Here is a 15,259-nt window from a genome sequence, read left to right as displayed (position 1 = left end):
TTGAGTTAACCTTTTTATAGAATGAATATTCAATCAAACCTAACATCAATCCAGCATAGTCTTTTGAAGCGTATGGCTATCTGTTTGATAATCTTACTACTGGGACTGACGATTGTCAATTTCGGTAAGCTCCATCTTTTTACACCATTGACTTTTACCGTCTATGTATTGCCTTTTATGCTATTCTTTTGCGGGCTGTATATCTGTTACCGAATGGCACTTAAAAAGGGTCGGCTATGGTTTTTATGGTGCTTGTTGCTTTTGCTGTTCGTGGGGATAACGTATAGGTCTGTCAAGTACTATTATTATGACCTTGTACCGCTGTTTTTCGACGGATTTACCAGCGACTGGAAACCAGAACATCGAACCGAGCTACTTTCGCGCATTAGTAGTGGTCTGCTTTTCTTTGTTGTGATCGTGGCTGCCGATTATTTTGCGTGGGCACATTTCTATACGAACGCTCTTTCCAAAAAAGTACAGGCACAGTTGCACAGCATGTCGGACGTCCAATTGCTGTCGGGTCATTTTATGAGACGGCTGTACAATATTGTCCGCATGCAGCGGAAATCTGTTCAGAGCGAAAGCCTGGATTTCTTTCAGTATGTGACCGATAAAATAGCTAAGCCTACAGTACTGGTTCCTTTGAAAGAGGAATGGCATTACTTAATGCTTTTGGTTTCTTATAGCACGGACCGCAGTTTTATTGTCGAAGGTGATGAATTGCTGGATCGGGCGATGTGGAATAGATCTGTTCCAACGCTGTCATTGATGACCTGGATTGAAAATGCCATTGCTTATAGTCCCTGTGATCCGGTTGAACCAATTGTCATCCGTTGGACAAAGGTACAACAGGGGATGCAGCTCCAGATCAAAAATTGTATCGCCTCGGCAGATCTGCAGCATGGGACAGGTAAAGGATTACAACTTGTTAACAGGCTGTATGAGCAGATGAATAACCAGTTTATTGAACTGGAATATGCTCTTGATGATCAAAAATACTTTGTTATTAAACTAACCTTTAAATCTTAATAGAATGGCCAAATATGATGTCATGATTATCGATGATGATTTATTCGATATTCGAAAAGCTGAAAAAGCATTAAGGGGAATTCCGCAGATGGGAGAAGTTAAGAGCTATACGAAAGCCATTGATGGTTTTAATGCAATAATTGACAATCCTCCTGATGTCTTATTGTTGGACGTTGAAATGCCCGACATGTCTGGACTGGACCTTTATCTTACTTTGCCTGTTGATAAAAGACCGCCAGTTATTCTGTACACCAAAACAGAAAAATATAGTTATAAGGGCATTAAAATAGCTGCTGCAGATTATCTGATCAAACCTGTCAGTTTTCCTGATTTATATATTGCCTTTAAGCGCGCCCTGGAGCAGAAAAATATCACGGTTAAGATTGATTTGGAAATAGAACCGAGTGGACAGTGGTTCAAATTTAAAAACACAGACCGTTTTATTAAATTCAGTGATGTGGTCGCGATTGCATCTATCAAAAATTATGTCATCTTTCATTTACGTCAAGCAGAGGAGGACTTTGAGTACCGCCTTACAATGGAACAGGCAGAACAACTTGTGCCAAAGAGAACCTTTGTAAGGGTACACCGCGGTTTTATTGTCAACACTGATTTTACAACAAAGATAGTTGATAAAACGTTCTTACTGCCGGACCGACCGGATCTGCAACTTAAAGTGAGTGATGTGGGACTAAAACGACTGTACAAAATGAATTGATGGGCTTACTTTTATAAACCTAAATATATAACTATGCGTAAAAATCGCTATTTGAGGGGCTTTCTCATAAGCCCAGGGTATTCCTATGCCCAAAAATTAATTTTGTTGGAGCTCCTGGCGACCAAGCGTAAGCTTGCGGCATATCTTGATCTCCGGGAGCAGATGGAAGAGGACAACGTGCTGCTACGCGATGCGGACTATGTCAAATCTTACGTAGGTATTTCGACAGAAACCCTTTATCGACTTCAACGGGACGGGTATATCTGCGTTGCCAAACGCACCCGAAACAAGCGCTATTACCGCGATGTGGATGTGGAGCGTCTGCGGAATAGTTACCGAGGGTAGTTCCGAAGGATCTCCCGATCTTTTGCTCTACTTAACTACATTTTGCAATTCGTCTCTCTTTTTGGGGGACGAATTTTTTGAAAATTGTACACATCTTTCAGCGTGATTTGATTCTTATTTTCTTATAACCAACTTCTGCTTTTACTTCAGTTTTCTTCGACCTGGCTTCGGGATTTCATCGGCGGGCATGCATGAAATCTCGAAGCGCACCCGAGGCCGAGCCGATAAAATGGTGGAATTGGTTAGGAATTAATTACCTGTTGATGTCTCTGTTTTTAATTGAATTTTGCACTTATTTTAACCTCAAGTTTTGTTCAAGTCGGCAACGTATCGGTCAAAAATCCGATGCTGTTCGGTCACGTGTCGGTCTTTCGTTGTGCATCTATTTGTTATTGTTTTTTAGTGTTTTATGTTTGTTATGTCAATCGATAGTACCGGTATAAAACAAGGTTGATTTTAATTAAAAAAAATATGGGAACAATCGTAAATGGAGCAAATGGAGGTTTTAAAGGTAAAGCCGGCTCAGTAATAGGAAGTAGTTGGAAAAGTATCAACTACATTAAGGGACTTTATAAAAAGAGATCAAAGCCCGCTTCGGAACTGCAGATGATGCAACAGGAAAAATTCAGAACATTGATGCGGTTTCTGCTTCCCATCAATATGTTTTTGAAAATTGGTTTTGGACGTAAAAATACGGAACGTTTAACTCCGATCAATGCGGCTTTTCAGTTTAATCTGAAGCAGGCCATTACGGGTACTTATCCGGCTTATGCGTTGGATTACTCGAAGATAAGTATTTCGGATGGCGGATTATATGGCGGTGGCACGGTGTCCGTAGCGCACGCTGCAGGTGAGCTTACTTTTACCTGGGATCCGACTGCCAACGATACTTTTGAGACTTTTGGTGATGATATGGTCTTCGTGCTGGCATATCATCCGGAAAAAGATGAGTTCATGTCTTCACCGGCTCCGAGTACTCGGGCAAGTGGGGAGATCAGCTTTATCGTTTCAGAACACCTCCAGATAGGTATCGTGCATACCTGGATGTTTTTAACCAATCGGTCTAAAACAAGAGTATCAAAAAGTGTATACCTGGGAGAGGTATTACTTAACTAATTAAAACCCGGGGTCAGACTTGTCCGGTCTGACCCTTTTTTATCAGGTATTTAAAAATATGGCAAAAAGAATCGTTAGTCCTGCGCAGGAGAGCGTAAGGACTGCATTTAAAATGGCTGTTGCTTTTTTGACTCCGCTGAAAGGGGTGATCAAAAAAGGTTTTGCCGAAAAGGCTAGACGTAAGAAATCGGTTGCGTCAGCTTTGGCGCTCGGGCATGTGCTGCATTCCGCAATAAAGATTACGAATGGTAAACCTCAGGTTGATCCGGCAGAGGTCATGTTAAGCGACGGTGCACTGGCACCTATTCGGGTAGAGCAGATCGAACGCTCTTCCGATCGTATCGAAGTGCTGCACAATTGGTTTCCTTCAGATTTTAGTGCTGGAGATGACTGCCTTACGCTTTGTGCTTATCAGCTCGAAAAAGGTTATGCTTTTGTGAATCAGCAGATCTGGCACCGACAGGAAGGAAAGATAATCGTTCAGTTACCAAAAGGTTTTCAAGACGACGGCCTATATCTATATCTCATGGCAAGTGACCGTTCGGGAAGCAAATATTCCCGTTCTCAATATTTAGGTTATTCAACAAAATGAAAACAAAACATATCCTGCTGCTTCAACGGATTTATGGAGCTAAAGGAACAAATGGAACTATTACCTATAGAGGTGAGCTTATCTGTCATACCATTGAACTTCCAGATCGCAATAATATCCCCCGCATAAGCTGTATCCCCATAGGTCAATATAAACTGGAGAAGCGGCGTTACCCAAAACATGGCGAGCAGATCGGTATTCCGCATGTACTGGGTCGTGAGGCGATCTTGATCCATGCGGCAAATGATGCTCTTAAAGAGCTCCTAGGGTGTATTGCTCCGGTCACAACATTGACTGGTGAAGGTAAGGGTGATGCCAGCGGAAAAGCTTTGGCGAAATTAAAGGCTTTAGTCTACGAAATGTGGGGTAAAGGAGATGAGGTGTATTTGGTGATTAAATAGTGACGCAGTAACGTAGTGACCAGTGACGGAGTAACGAAGTGAGTTACTTGTTGTTGTGCCTCTGTCGCCGGCACAGGGCGAATTACTTTTTTCGTTAATGATTTGATTTAACGAGGTACTCAAGAGTCTCTTCAAGAGTTTCCTTGATGAAAAAAGTAATCAAAAGCCGACCGGAGGGAGACCATGGATACCGAAAAAATAAACATTAATCCATAACATCAAGGTTGCATTCCTTAATGCTATTTCACCTTAAATAGGCTAAATGAATTTAAACTCGTTTCACTCAGACAGAAATTCATTTTTAACGCCTCTTTTTCGGTGCAATTACGCAGTCGGAACGCTAGACCTTTTGGTTAAGCCTGTGGCTCTCTGGAGTAACCAGTGACGAAGTTATAATTTACTTACTCACTTACTAACTATTTTCTAACCTTCTAACATTAAACAAATGAAAAAAATAATTCAAAAAATAAGTGCGGCGTTGCAAGTGGTCTTGCTGGCGCCGATTAAATTGCCGGGAAAGGCATTAAATATTATTAAATACATTGCTCTGGGTCTTGGTGTGGTGGAGACTGTGCTAGAGGATAAAGACAGAAAAGCAGCGGAGGAATCACCACCAGATCATACGCCAATTAATGAAGAAAAGGAGGTGCGGGATGAAACTCAATGATATCCGTATCGGCACTTTGGGTGGTACATTATGTTCGATATGGGTAAGCTTTTCTCTTGGTGATATCATGCAAACAGCTCTAATGGCTGTTGTTGGGACAGTTGTGAGTTATTGGACTAGCCGGCTCTTGGGAAGAATGAGAAAGAAATGATGATTACAGGAGCATGCTTGTCTGTTGCTTGCTCCTGTAATTATGTTATGAATGAAAAAAACTTATTAAACTAGTTCAAGGTTATTTCTTAAACTAGTTCAAGGGTAGCATTCGTAAGAACTATTTAATTTTGTGGTAGAATAAGCGCAAGAGCACTTCCTACTTTGCGAAGTTATGGAAGTAGCACATTAAAAAGGGAAAGAAAAAAACGTTTCAAATATGATAAAAAATAGAACACAGCAGATTAAAACTCCTATTGTTGAGCGCATGGTATTTGTGCTTATATTAGTTTTTACAGTATTTTCGATGAATAAAGCTACGGCACAGCAGATTAAGCTAGATGAGGATCGTTTAACTGCTGTACAGACGTCTATGTCGATTACGCAAATTAAGGGCAAAAAAGCTGTCCGGGTAGTGAAGTCTGCCGCAGTCAAAGAAGATGATGAAGCGACTTATGTTAAGATCAATGATTTCAATTTTAAAAATGGCGTGATCGAGGTGGATGTGCTGTCACGTTTACTTCCTGATGCACCAGCACACGCCAGAGGTTTTATAGGTCTTGCTTTTCGTATCAATAAAGATGATTCAAAATTTGAAAGCATTTACGTACGCCCTACCAATAGCACAGCAGACGACCAGCTAAGAAGAAACCGCACCATTCAGTATTTTTCTTATCCTAATTTTAAGTTCACACACTCCAGAGCAACCGCTCCGGGACAATATGAGTCTTATGCGCCCATAGCGCTTGATGAATGGATAAAATTAAAGATTGAGGTAAATGGTGATCAAGCCAAATTATTTATCAATGGCTCCAAGCAACCATACTTAATTGTAAACGATCTAAAAATGGGTGCTGATCAATCCGGATCTTTAGGGCTTTTTGTCGATATAGGCACTGAAGGATTTTTCAGGAATCTAAAGGTGAGCCAAACACCATAAATCCTCGTATTTATTGAGCTGTATTTTTATTGTTATTAGATTAATAATAGCAGCAGATTCTTTAGTGTGATCGGTGTCAATTTAACCCCTCAAAATTTTATCATAAAGATTAGCTCAATCATAAATTTATCCATAGTTTGAGCCATTTTTTACAATGCTAAACGATTAATAGGTATGTTATTGATCTCAATAGATTTTTTTCTTACATTGCTTATGAAAATGAAGTTTTTATATTTAAATGTTCTATCTAATTCTAAAGTGTAGAAACTGATGATGAGCAAAAGCTTCATGAATAAATATTGTTAAACATAGAACTGCGGAACATGAACTTAGCTCAAAAACTGGGATATCCTGAAGACAGTAAATTATTAATGATCCATGCTGATGATGCAGGGCTATGCCATTCCGAAAACAGAGCTACTATTCAGGCACTTCAATATGGAATCGTGAATTCCTACAGTATCATGGTACCCTGTCCATGGTTTTATGAAATGGCCAATTTCGCCAAAGAAAATCCTCAATATGACAATGGAATCCATCTTACACTTACATGTGAGTGGGAAAATTATAGATTTGGACCTGTATTACCGATCGATGAGGTACCGTCATTGGTAGATGAAAATGGCTATTTCTACAAAAACAGAAGCAGTCTATTCAATAAGGCTAAACCGGAAGAAGTAGAAAAAGAACTTCGTGCACAAATCGAGAAAGCACTGCGATTTGGGTTGAAGCCCACGCATATTGACTCACATATGTGCAGTGTTGGCGTATCTGCGCAATTTTTGGAGATTTATATTAATTTAGGAAAACAATATGACCTCCCGGTTTTCTTAAATAAGGAATTTACGGCGTCTGTCTGCTTAACATATGAAAAATATAATTTTGAGGATGTATTATTAGCAGATGTTCTTCATATTGGAAATTATACCGCTTTTGAACAAAATAAACTGAAGAGTTATTATGAAAGTGCTTTAGACAATGTAGTATCAGGCTTCAATGTGCTATTAATCCATCCTGCTTTCGATGATAATGAAATGCAGGGTATTACAATCAATCATCCTAATTTTGGTTCACAGTGGCGACAGATCGATTTCGATTACTTTACAAGTGAAGCATGCCGATTAAAGATAGAGGAAAATAAGATCCAATTAATAACCTGGGATCAAATTAGAAACAGCAGATAGTATTTTTATAAAATCAAATTGATGTATCTTGTTTAGGAAGGCCATAATATGGTAATGTCCATTTATGAACATCATTTTTATTTAAGTGTTCAAAATCGCGTATGTTGTATTAAATAGGGTATTGCTTTAATAGTCAGTATTGTTTAGGAAGCGAAAATTATTTCGGTCTATTAAAATAGTAATTTGCTTTCATAAGTTGCTATAGATAATATTGAAATGCTACTAAATGCTGTATTTTAAATAGTACCTTTGTTTACACAATTCTAAGCCACAGTAGGCACTGATACTGATTTATTATTAATCGTCATTTATTTTTAAGGTTACATCCGTGTTGCGATTATTTAATTATAAGTGATTCTAAAGGAATAGTTTTGTCGAAATTCATCCTTTGCCCACATAATAAGTACAGTGCCTCATCTATTGTGTTTTTTTTCAGAGCAATCTTGGTCTGAGTAAATATTTACCTATTTCAAATTTTCAGAACATATTGTACATACTAATACAAAAAGATGATATATCCTTACATTATTGAGAAATTTGCTCATTTTAATCTGAATGACGAGGAGATCTATGAACTTTCCAAAATTCTAAGCTTTAAAGAAATTCAACGTAAAGAAGTTCTTTTTTCTTTCGGAGAACGTGTAAATACTATTGCTCTTTTAGTTAAAGGGGCTATTTATTCCAGCACGCTGGATATTGATGGATCAACGCGCATAACAGGCTTTCACTATCCATCTTCATTAACTGAAATTGTTTTTAATTATGAAGATTATTTACAAAACACATCCTCAACGAAAATTTTTAAGGCCTATGAAGACTCAACACTTCTTCTTTTAGATATTGCATCTGTAAAACGCCTCTATGAAAAATTTCCAAGATTTTATCAATTGGAGCTTATGATTATGGAGCCAAATTTCTTAATGGCCTTAAAAAATTTACGAATACTACAGGCTAAAACTTCACAGGATAAAATAAAGTTGTTAAAAGATCATTTCCCCAATATTTTTCAGTTATTCCCTTACAATTATATCGCATCATACTTAGGGATACATCGCAATACATTCAATAAAGTCATGGCGACACTGTAGATCAATCCCTGAGAAATTTATATAAACATTTTTGATGTGCAGATAATGATTCCTTGTTAATGTTCCTAAGAAAAATATAAATAAATAGTTATTTTATATTACTTTTTTATATTTTAAGGTATATTTTTTGCACATTTTTGGGCATTTTCTATTTTTTGAAGATGTTAATTTAGTGATATGAAAAGCAGTATATTTATAGATGGACAAATAGGAATAAGAATAGTAGACGATTCGGCGATTTATCGAAGGCTATTATCGCTACTTATAGAAAAAGATGACAGGTTTTTGTTACTTGGCGTATTTAATAGCGGATATGATTTAATCTCCAATATGAAAGATACATGCTTTTCGCCGTCTGTCTGTTTGTTGGATATTTTGATGCCAAAATATAATGGTGTGGAAACGTCGCGTTTGCTGCAGATTAATTATCCTAACATAATAAGTTATGGATTAAGTACTTTACATGATGGATTAATGGTACAGCAGATGTATCAGAATGGTGTTAAACAGGTGTTTCAGAAAGGAAATTATCAATTAGCATATTTTCTGGACGTAATATATGACGACTGTTCTAAAATAATGGACTAAAATATAACATCAAACCTATTAAAAACGTAGACAACGAGGTAGATCAAATTAGTAGACCAATATTAAAAATTTTAAAGAACTTGTCATGTAGGACATTTCCCTCATGAAATTACCTATTGATCCTTGATTTTTATTAAAATAATGCAAAGGATATAACATTTGAATATGATATTTGTTATACTATTAAAGCAAGTCATAGTCATGATAATAACCTTAGAGTTAATCGATTTAAAAAGTTAGGAACTATCCGTAAATATTAGTATTTTCAATTATCTTTTTAGGTATTAGCGTGATTTATTTAAGTGAATTTTTGATTACGAAGTCCACCGTATTTTTTAAGCCGTTCAAATAATAATTTCAGAAATTGTCGTAACTGCTAATTCTAGTAAAGAAAGTAAAAGACTTGTATACAAGTAATTGTGATTTGAAATGCAGTTTTAATAACCGAAAACCTTTAGCACTAGTGTTAATGCCTGATAATTAAAGTTTATGAATAAGCGAACAGTAAATATAAATGAGTCGGAGCGATTAGATGCACTACACAAATACGAAATATTAGATACACAGCCAGAAGAAGATTTTGACCGTATTACCAAGATCGCTTCGCTGGTGTGCGGTGTACCTATATCACTGATTTCATTAATTGATGAGGACAGGCAATGGTTTAAATCCCGCGTTGGCCTAGATGTCGCACAAACTTCCCGAAGCTTGGCATTCTGCCAATATGCAATTAAAGATCGTGATTTTATGGAGGTTCCAGATGCTCAACAAGATGAACGATTCAAAAATAATGAGCTTGTAACCTCGAATCCCTACATCAGGTACTATTTAGGATTTCCTTTAATTGATCCGGATGGTTTTGCACTGGGAACGCTTTGTGTGATTGATACCATACCTAAAGACTTAAGTTCAGACCAAAAACAGGTGCTTTCGTTGCTTCGTGATGAGGTCGTGTCCCTGATTATCAATCGAAAAGAAAAAGAAAGATATAAAGAAAGCGAACGGGAATTAAAAGCATTTTTTGATAATTCCCAAAGCCTTATGTGTACGCATGATCTGGAAGGTAATCTGCTTAAAGTTAATAATGCGAGTGCATCTATCTTAGGTTATACGAGAGCTGAAATTGAAAAACTGTCTCTTTATGATATTATTCCGACCAAAGGGCATAAAAATTTAGATGCATATCTCAACCAGCTTGTTAAAACCGGTACGGCAAAAGGAGAGATGCGCACTAAAACAAAGTCGGGTGAATTACGTATCTGGTTATTCAATAACATTCTGCAACCGAATGGTGATAAAAAACCGTATGTGATCGGTAATGCTGTTGATATCACAGAACAGCATTTTCTTGAGAAAGATTTAAAAAATACTCAGGCGATGTTAACGCGGACAGGAAGGGTGGCCCGAATAGGTGGGTGGGAGTATAATCTGCTTGAAAAGCATCTGACCTGGTCTGATATAACAAAGGAAATTCATGGTGTTCCAGCTAATTATCAACCTGATATCGCTCAAGGATTAGATTTTTATAAAGAGGGTGACAGTCGAACAAAAATAAGCCAAGCTATTGACGAGGCTATTACTAAGGGGATCCCTTGGGACCTGGAGCTGGAGATCGTCACGTTTACAGGTGAAGAACTGTGGGTACGGGCACTTGGAAATGCGGAGTTTGATAATGATCAATGTATTCGTTTATATGGTACTTTTCAAGATATTGACAAACGTAAGCGTATTGAAGCTGAATCTTTAAAATCTAAAAAGTTACTGGAGGATGTTCTGCAAGCGACATCTGCTGTAGGTATTATTGCGACAGATAACCATGGATTGATCACCCTGTTTAATAAAGGTGCAGAAAATCTTCTTGGTTACAGCAGTGAGGAAATTATCGGCAAATTTACACCTGCTCTTTTCCATTTAGAAGAAGAGATGATGGTGCGTGCTCATGAACTTACTATTGAATTGGGGCATCCAATAGCAGGATTTCGCATTTTTGTTGAAAAGCCTGAACTTTACGGGGCAGAGCAGAGAGAGTGGACCTACGTAAGAAAAGATGGACAATTATTATATGTTTCGCTTGCGGTTACTGCCATACATGATGTTGAAGAAAATATTATCGGTTATCTGGGTATAGCGACCGATATCAGCAAGATTATACATCAACGTGAAGAATTGGAAAAAGCAAAAGTTCTTGCTGAACAGGGCAGTATTGCGAAATCTGAATTTTTAGCAAATATGAGCCATGAGATCAGGACACCTCTCAATGGAATTATCGGTTTTACAGACTTGATGACCAGAACCACGCTCGATGATACCCAACGAGAATACCTGTCAATTGTAGATCAGTCCGCTACTTTACTGTTGAGTATCATTAATGATATTCTCGATTTTTCAAAAATTGAAGCCGGGAAGCTGGAGCTGGATATTGATAAATGTGATCTTTACGAAGTGCTCACCCAAGTAACTACTTTTTTGAACATTCAGGGACAGGGTAAAAACGTTGAATTTCATTTAAATATCTCGAAGGACGTACCGCAATATATCTGGGTCGATTCCCTTCGTGTTAAGCAGGTATTAATGAACCTACTGAGCAATGCTAAGAAATTTACGGAGAAAGGTGAAATTGAACTACGTGTTGATTTCTTATCTAAGCAAGATGATCTGACCAGCTTGCGCTTCAGTGTGCGGGATACGGGCATTGGTATAAAAGCAGAAAAACAGGAGAAAATATTCGATGCTTTCTCTCAGGAAGATGCATCGACGACAAAACGATATGGTGGTACGGGTCTGGGACTAACTATTTCCAATAAGCTATTGAAGATGATGGGCAGTGGGTTAAAATTGGAGAGTAAATATCTTGTTGGGAGCCGTTTCTATTTTGATCTCAGTGTGCGTTACGATGATGGTGAAGTACGTGAATGGCTAAATCTGCAAAACATTCGAGAGGTATTGATCGTGATCAATGATTCTACCAACCGAACGCTTTTAGCACAGATGCTAAAATTGCAGAAAATTAAAGTTTCTGAAGTGGCTAATGGATTTGAAGTATTGCAGCTGTTAATGAAGGGCAATCAGTACGATGTTATTATTATTGACAATGACCTCCCTATAATGAGCGGTATTGAAACCATTAAAAAGATCCAGGAAAAATTATTTAGTATCGATAACGATCACGCGATCATACCGATATTTGATGCTAACGAGGGAAATATAGATAACATATGTGCATCCTTTGGTATCCGGCATTGGCTTGAACATCCGGTAAAACTTGATGATCTGTATGCCGTTCTTTCAAAAATAGAAGTACAGGAGGCTCAGAGAGATATTGATCCGGTAATTAATGATCGGCGCAATGGAGAAGGCCTTAAAATTCTTGTGTTCGAAGATAATGAATTTAACATACGCTTAGCAACCATTTTGATCCGAAACATCATGCCGGAAATCGAAATTCTGGAAGCTAAAGATGTACTAAAGGGAATTGAGATTTTTAAAGAAATGCATCCAGATCTGGTTCTGATGGATATTCAGATGCCTATTATGAACGGCTATGAAGTCACGGAAGTCATACGCAGGGAAGAGATAGGAGCTAGAACACCTATTATAGCATTAACAGCAGGAAACGTGCTGGGGGAAAAAGAGAAATGTTTAGCGGCAGGAATGGATGATTTTGTCGTTAAGCCAATAATTGAACAGGCATTACGTTCCGTTTTAAACAAATGGCTTCATTTGGAATAGTTCGTTAAGGATACCATATGCTAAATCAAGATATAAAAAGGAAATTGTTCTTCTCAAAACTATTATTTTTTAATTATGTTTTGTTTGAAATAAATGTGTTAACTTTCTGAATATCTAATTGATACCGCTATGGGTTATCCTATTCCTAAAGATCTGAAAGGGCTTACTGAAAATCAAGTGAAGCAGTCTGTTGAAAAGTACGGCTATAATGATCTAAAAACTAAACGCAACAATGGTACATGGCGCTTACTGATCAATATCGTTAAAGAACCGATGTTGATCTTATTGATCATGATTTCTGTCATTTATTTAGTTGTCGGGAACTATGCCGAAGCCTATTTTATGTTTGCTGCGGTAATTTTTGTATCCGGCATTTCTTTTTATCAGGACTCCCGAAGCCGCAATGCGATGCAGGCTCTTGAAAAGTTAAATGAGCCTTTAAGCAAAGTGATTCGAGATGGTCAGATCGTTGCGATCAAAACTCATGAAATAGCTGTCGGCGACCTTTGTCTTACTGAAGAAGGCCAGATCATCAATGCCGATGGCCGTATTGTGCACAGCAATGATTTTTCTGTTAATGAATCTTCTCTTACCGGTGAAAGCCTATCGGTTTTCAAGGATGTGGGTAGTACAGACAATAAGGTGTATAGCGGAACAATCACGGTGTCGGGGCTGGCTGTTTTTGAAGTACAGGAGATAGGCGAGCAGACGAAGTTGGGAAAGATAGGGCACTCGATTGCTTCTATTACAGAGGAAAAATCACCTTTACAGTTACAGATTGAGCGCTTTGTGAAAAAGATGGCACTTGTTGGACTAGTGGTTTTTTTACTGGTATGCCTGGCCAATTATTTTCAGACCAAAAGTTTTGTTGACAGTCTTTTAAATGGTCTTACATTGGCCATGTCGATTCTTCCCGAAGAGATTCCTGTGGCTTTTACGACTTTTATGGCTCTGGGAGCATGGAGACTCATGCGGGACGGTGTTATTATTAAAAAATCGAGCATTGTTGAAACCCTGGGGAGCACCACAGTTATCTGCACGGATAAAACAGGCACGATAACCGAAAATACGATGCATCTGGTTGCTGTTTACAGCGAGACCGGTCAGCTTACGGCTAATGAGCAGGATTACCATATGCCCGAAATTGCAAGTGTGATACAGACAGCTATGTGGGCCAGCGAACCTGTACCTTTCGATCCTATGGAGAAAGAACTCCATCGCCTTTACGAGGAGACTGAAAAAAATGATCGGCGTGCACTGTTTGAATTATTTCATGAGTATCCTTTGGAAGGAAAACCGCCGATGATGACGCATCTATTTAGAAATAATAAGGGTGAGCGTATTATTGCCGCAAAAGGCGCACCCGAAGCTATTCTCGAAGTGAGCCGGCTTGCGGATGAAAAAAAAGAATCATTGCGGGTATTGGTTGAGCAGTTTGGCCAGAAAGGTTATCGGGTATTGGGAGTTGCATCTGCCACTTATGGAAGCGATGAATTTCCCGAAAAACAGCAGGATTTTCCGTTTGATTTTGTAGGCTTTGTTGTTTTTTACGATCCGCCTAAGAAAGGGATAGAAAAGGTATTCCAGCAAATCTATGAAGCCGGGATCAAAGTTAAAATGATTACCGGAGACAACTCCAATACGGCCGGTTCTATCGCAGCACAGGCTGGTATAAAAAATGCATCTGCCCATATAGAAGGTAAAGAATTGATCGTGCTTTCTGAGGAACAGCTGGACAAAAAGGTACAAGAAGTTACCCTCTTCGCCCGCATGTATCCGGAGGCTAAGCTGGCCGTGGTGAAATCGCTTAAGCGCCAAGGTGAAGTGGTGGCGATGTTAGGCGATGGCGTAAATGATGCGCCGGCATTGAAAGCGGCACATATTGGCGTAGCCATGGGGCATAAAGGAACTGAAATAGCAAAGGCAGCCGCTGCGGTCGTTCTTATTGAAGATGATTTCTCTAAATTGGTGCTTGCAATTGCAGCAGGTAGACGCATCTATGCCAATATTAAGAAAGCGATTCAATACATTATTTCTATTCATATTCCCATTATTCTGACGGTATCACTACCGCTCTTTTTGGGTTGGGTATATCCGCAGATTTTCACGCCCATACATGTTATATTCTTGGAGCTGGTAATGGGGCCTACCTGTTCGATTGTCTACGAAAATGAGCCCATGGAAAAAAATGCCATGCAGCGTAAACCACGTCCTATATCGGAGACTTTTTTAAATTGGAAAGAACTGATGATCAGTGTGGTTCAGGGTCTGGTGATTACTGCAGGTGTTCTTTTTATCTATCAATATACCGTGAGACAGGGAGGAGATGAGAAAACGGTTAGGAGTATGGTCTTTACGACATTGATCTTTGCTAATATCCTACTGAGTTTTATCAACCGTTCTTTTTACTACTATATATACGAGACCATTACGTATAAGAATCGTCTTATCTATTACATTACCGGCATTACTTTACTGTTTATGTTGATGATGCTGTATGTTAAACCTGTTTCCGATTTCTTTAGCATGACGGATCTGGGATTTAAGCAATTGATGTTTTGCTTGTCGATAGCAGCAGTTAGTACGCTCTGGATGGATCTTTACAAATGGTGGAAACGATCAAGAAATGAATAGCCATTCCGGCTATTTTTGAAAAGAATGTTGTTTAGTTATTAACTGATATCTGTTCTATTTTGAAAAATACAAGCATGA

At 38.4% G+C, this 15,259-nt stretch carries 14 protein-coding genes; all 14 read left to right on the top strand.

Going from position 1 to position 15,259, the window contains the following annotated elements; translation table 11 throughout:
- The first annotated feature begins 21 nt into the window (after positions 1-21).
- The 14 genes from FHR29_RS06605 (at position 22) to FHR29_RS06540 (ending at position 15,181) form a co-directional block, all read left to right on the top strand.
- Positions 22-1,029, top strand: a complete 1,008-nt coding sequence (locus tag FHR29_RS06605) for a hypothetical protein (RefSeq protein ID WP_183913223.1) — start codon at positions 22-24, stop codon at positions 1,027-1,029.
- A 4-nt stretch (positions 1,030-1,033) separates the two neighbouring features.
- Positions 1,034-1,747, top strand: coding sequence for a LytTR family DNA-binding domain-containing protein (locus tag FHR29_RS06600; RefSeq protein WP_183913221.1), 714 nt, complete (start codon positions 1,034-1,036; stop codon positions 1,745-1,747).
- Between the two features lie 33 nt (positions 1,748-1,780).
- Positions 1,781-2,092, top strand: coding sequence for a MerR family transcriptional regulator (locus tag FHR29_RS06595; protein ID WP_183913219.1), 312 nt, complete (start codon positions 1,781-1,783; stop codon positions 2,090-2,092).
- Between the two features lie 471 nt (positions 2,093-2,563).
- Positions 2,564-3,208 (top strand): DUF6266 family protein, encoded by a 645-nt coding sequence (locus FHR29_RS06590; protein ID WP_183913217.1) that lies wholly within the window; start codon positions 2,564-2,566, stop codon positions 3,206-3,208.
- 58 nt (positions 3,209-3,266) lie between these two features.
- Positions 3,267-3,800 carry a DUF6266 family protein gene (locus FHR29_RS06585; RefSeq protein ID WP_183913215.1) on the top strand — a complete coding sequence of 178 codons (534 nt, stop codon included), beginning with the start codon at positions 3,267-3,269 and terminating at the stop codon, positions 3,798-3,800.
- Positions 3,797-4,201 (top strand): DUF5675 family protein, encoded by a 405-nt coding sequence (locus FHR29_RS06580; RefSeq protein WP_183913213.1) that lies wholly within the window; start codon positions 3,797-3,799, stop codon positions 4,199-4,201. Before FHR29_RS06585 ends, FHR29_RS06580 begins: the two co-directional genes overlap by 4 nt.
- Positions 4,202-4,646: 445 nt before the next feature.
- A complete protein-coding gene (locus FHR29_RS06575) occupies positions 4,647-4,868 on the top strand; it encodes a hypothetical protein (RefSeq protein WP_183913211.1) in 222 nt (73 codons plus the stop codon).
- Complete coding sequence (locus tag FHR29_RS06570) at positions 4,855-5,019, top strand: hypothetical protein (protein ID WP_183913209.1); 165 nt, start codon at positions 4,855-4,857, stop codon at positions 5,017-5,019. The genes FHR29_RS06575 and FHR29_RS06570 overlap by 14 nt, the downstream gene beginning before the upstream one ends.
- Before the next feature lie 219 nt (positions 5,020-5,238).
- Positions 5,239-5,958, top strand: coding sequence for a DUF1080 domain-containing protein (locus tag FHR29_RS06565; protein WP_221197812.1), 720 nt, complete (start codon positions 5,239-5,241; stop codon positions 5,956-5,958).
- A gap of 323 nt (positions 5,959-6,281) precedes the next feature.
- Positions 6,282-7,142, top strand: coding sequence for a polysaccharide deacetylase family protein (locus FHR29_RS06560; RefSeq protein ID WP_183913207.1), 861 nt, complete (start codon positions 6,282-6,284; stop codon positions 7,140-7,142).
- Between the two features lie 509 nt (positions 7,143-7,651).
- On the top strand, positions 7,652-8,230 hold the full coding sequence (locus FHR29_RS06555) for a Crp/Fnr family transcriptional regulator (protein ID WP_183913205.1): 579 nt from the start codon (positions 7,652-7,654) through the stop codon (positions 8,228-8,230).
- Positions 8,231-8,407: 177 nt separating this feature from the next.
- A complete protein-coding gene (locus FHR29_RS06550; protein ID WP_183913203.1) occupies positions 8,408-8,818 on the top strand; it encodes a response regulator in 411 nt (136 codons plus the stop codon).
- Between the two features lie 489 nt (positions 8,819-9,307).
- Positions 9,308-12,547, top strand: coding sequence for a PAS domain S-box protein (locus tag FHR29_RS06545; RefSeq protein ID WP_183913201.1), 3,240 nt, complete (start codon positions 9,308-9,310; stop codon positions 12,545-12,547).
- Between the two features lie 129 nt (positions 12,548-12,676).
- Positions 12,677-15,181: a cation-translocating P-type ATPase gene (locus FHR29_RS06540; RefSeq protein ID WP_183913199.1), complete on the top strand. Its 2,505-nt coding sequence runs from the start codon at positions 12,677-12,679 to the stop codon at positions 15,179-15,181.
- The last annotated feature ends 78 nt before the right edge of the window (positions 15,182-15,259 follow it).

Source organism: Sphingobacterium sp. JUb56 (genome assembly GCF_014191365.1).
Taxonomy (GTDB): domain Bacteria; phylum Bacteroidota; class Bacteroidia; order Sphingobacteriales; family Sphingobacteriaceae; genus Sphingobacterium; species Sphingobacterium anhuiense.
Note: the sequence above shows the minus strand (reverse complement) of the source record. Positions and strands in the feature narration are given on the sequence as shown.

Coding starts and splice junctions, on each gene's coding strand:
- FHR29_RS06605 (WP_183913223.1), top strand. CDS start 22: ATGAATATTCAATCAAACCTAACATCAATCCAGCATAGTCTTTTGAAG.
- FHR29_RS06600 (WP_183913221.1), top strand. CDS start 1,034: ATGGCCAAATATGATGTCATGATTATCGATGATGATTTATTCGATATT.
- FHR29_RS06595 (WP_183913219.1), top strand. CDS start 1,781: ATGCGTAAAAATCGCTATTTGAGGGGCTTTCTCATAAGCCCAGGGTAT.
- FHR29_RS06590 (WP_183913217.1), top strand. CDS start 2,564: ATGGGAACAATCGTAAATGGAGCAAATGGAGGTTTTAAAGGTAAAGCC.
- FHR29_RS06585 (WP_183913215.1), top strand. CDS start 3,267: ATGGCAAAAAGAATCGTTAGTCCTGCGCAGGAGAGCGTAAGGACTGCA.
- FHR29_RS06580 (WP_183913213.1), top strand. CDS start 3,797: ATGAAAACAAAACATATCCTGCTGCTTCAACGGATTTATGGAGCTAAA.
- FHR29_RS06575 (WP_183913211.1), top strand. CDS start 4,647: ATGAAAAAAATAATTCAAAAAATAAGTGCGGCGTTGCAAGTGGTCTTG.
- FHR29_RS06570 (WP_183913209.1), top strand. CDS start 4,855: ATGAAACTCAATGATATCCGTATCGGCACTTTGGGTGGTACATTATGT.
- FHR29_RS06565 (WP_221197812.1), top strand. CDS start 5,239: ATGATAAAAAATAGAACACAGCAGATTAAAACTCCTATTGTTGAGCGC.
- FHR29_RS06560 (WP_183913207.1), top strand. CDS start 6,282: ATGAACTTAGCTCAAAAACTGGGATATCCTGAAGACAGTAAATTATTA.
- FHR29_RS06555 (WP_183913205.1), top strand. CDS start 7,652: ATGATATATCCTTACATTATTGAGAAATTTGCTCATTTTAATCTGAAT.
- FHR29_RS06550 (WP_183913203.1), top strand. CDS start 8,408: ATGAAAAGCAGTATATTTATAGATGGACAAATAGGAATAAGAATAGTA.
- FHR29_RS06545 (WP_183913201.1), top strand. CDS start 9,308: ATGAATAAGCGAACAGTAAATATAAATGAGTCGGAGCGATTAGATGCA.
- FHR29_RS06540 (WP_183913199.1), top strand. CDS start 12,677: ATGGGTTATCCTATTCCTAAAGATCTGAAAGGGCTTACTGAAAATCAA.